At 67.7% G+C, this 1598-nt stretch carries 2 protein-coding genes and 1 pseudogene; all 3 read left to right on the top strand.

The genetic code is table 11. From position 1 onward, the window contains the following. The coding region (locus WAZ62_RS01165; RefSeq protein ID WP_422641698.1) for a MotE family protein at nucleotides 1–467 on the top strand (467 nt) is incomplete at its 5' end. 20 nt (nucleotides 468–487) lie between these two features. Next, entirely contained in the window at nucleotides 488–1159 is a 672-nt protein-coding gene (locus WAZ62_RS01160; RefSeq protein WP_422641697.1) for a protein phosphatase CheZ, read from the top strand. A 4-nt stretch (nucleotides 1160–1163) separates the two neighbouring features. Beyond that, nucleotides 1164–1598, top strand: a pseudogene (locus tag WAZ62_RS01155) (hypothetical protein); the annotation flags it as partial.

The following is a 1598-nucleotide window of genomic DNA, read 5'->3' as shown; positions in this document are numbered from 1 at the left end:
CCGCGGCCCCGGCCTTCGACCCGGACAAGCTGACGCCGGGCGAGATCGATGTTCTGCAAAATCTGTCCCGGCGCCGCCAGGAAATCGAGGAGCGGGCCCGCGAACTCGACAGCCGCGAGGCCCTGGTGGCCGCGGCCGAGGCCCGGGTCGACAGGAAGCTGGCGGATATCAAGGCGATCGAGGAAAAGATCAGCGCGGCGCGATCGGCGCAGTCGGCGGAACAGGACCAGCAGATGGCCCGGCTGGTGAAGGTCTATGAGACCATGAAGCCGGGAGACGCGGCGATCATCTTCAACACGCTGGATTTCGCCGTGCTGATCGAAGTCGCCAGTCGTATGAAGGAAGCCAAGATTGCCCCCGTCCTCGCGGCGATGGATCCCGAGGCGGCAAAGGCATTGACGGTCGCGTTGGCGACCCGGCGGACCAGCCCGCCGGCGGACGCCTCGACCACGGGGAGCGGCGGGTAGGAACCATGGGCAAAGCATCGATGAATTTCGAAGAACGGCTGGCGGCGCTCTCGGCTTCGACCGGCGGCATGGTCCCCGTGGGCGAGATCGGGCGCATCGTCGCGGCGCTTCTCGAAAGCTGGGACGGCGAGCGGCCGCAGGCTGAAACCGCGCCGCCACTGGCGCCGGCCGCCACGGCGACAGCCGGCGCGGTCGAAGGCGAGACGGCCCGGGAGCTGGAAAACCTGCTGGCGGTCATTCACCAGACCCGGACGGAAATCGCCGCCATCAGGCCCGATGAAATCGCCCGGGAGCGCATTCCCCACGCCAACGACCAGCTACGTTCGGTGGTCGACGCGACGGAACACGCGACGGGTGTCTTCCTCGATATCGCGGAAGAACTGGAAGCCCTGGCCGAAACATTCGGCGGCGCCGGCATCAACGAGATTCACTCGATCACGACCCGGATTTACGAAGCCTCGAATTTCCAGGACATCACCGGCCAGCGCATCGCCAAGGTGACCGAGACCCTCGGCGTCATCGAGGAACGGCTGAGCCGGCTCATCGAAATGACGGGCGGCCTTGTCCATAAGGCGCCGGAGGCGCCGTCCTCCACAGCGACCACGGATGATATCAAACTCCTCAATGGGCCGCAGTTGCCCGCCGTCGCAGCGAGCCAGGATGACATCGACCGGCTGTTCGCCTCGATCTGAACGAATGCACCGGGCCCTGCTGGCCGGATTTCTGCTGCTGGGCCTCAGCCGTCCTCTGATGGCGGCTGATGGCGCGGCCGTGGGCGTGCGCGGTTGGGATCACGGCGATTACGGACGGCTGGTTTTCGATCTGACCGCCGGCATCGATGCCAAGGCCACGATCGAGGGGCAGGACCTCGTCATCACTTTTTCGGGTCCGGTCACCCTCGATGCCGCGCCGGCGCTACGCCATCTGGCGCGGCTGGCCGGCGGGGCGACGCCGGGGGCCGATGGCCGGACCTTGCGCATCAGGCTGGTCAAGCCCGTTACCCTCGTACCCCAGCGCTATCAGGACAAGCTGGTCCTCGACCTGAAGCCGCCACCGAAGGCCCCCGTCTCCGCCGAGCCGCCCCCCGCGCCACCCCCCACCGTGGCGGCCGTGACCCCGCCGCCACCGGCC

This window comes from Zavarzinia sp., assembly GCF_049306435.1.
Classification (GTDB): domain Bacteria; phylum Pseudomonadota; class Alphaproteobacteria; order Zavarziniales; family Zavarziniaceae; genus Zavarzinia.
The sequence above is the reverse complement of the archived record's forward strand: the minus strand, read 5'-3'. Positions and strand labels throughout refer to the sequence as shown.

Coding starts and splice junctions, on each gene's coding strand:
- WAZ62_RS01160 (WP_422641697.1), top strand. CDS start 488: ATGAATTTCGAAGAACGGCTGGCGGCGCTCTCGGCTTCGACCGGCGGC.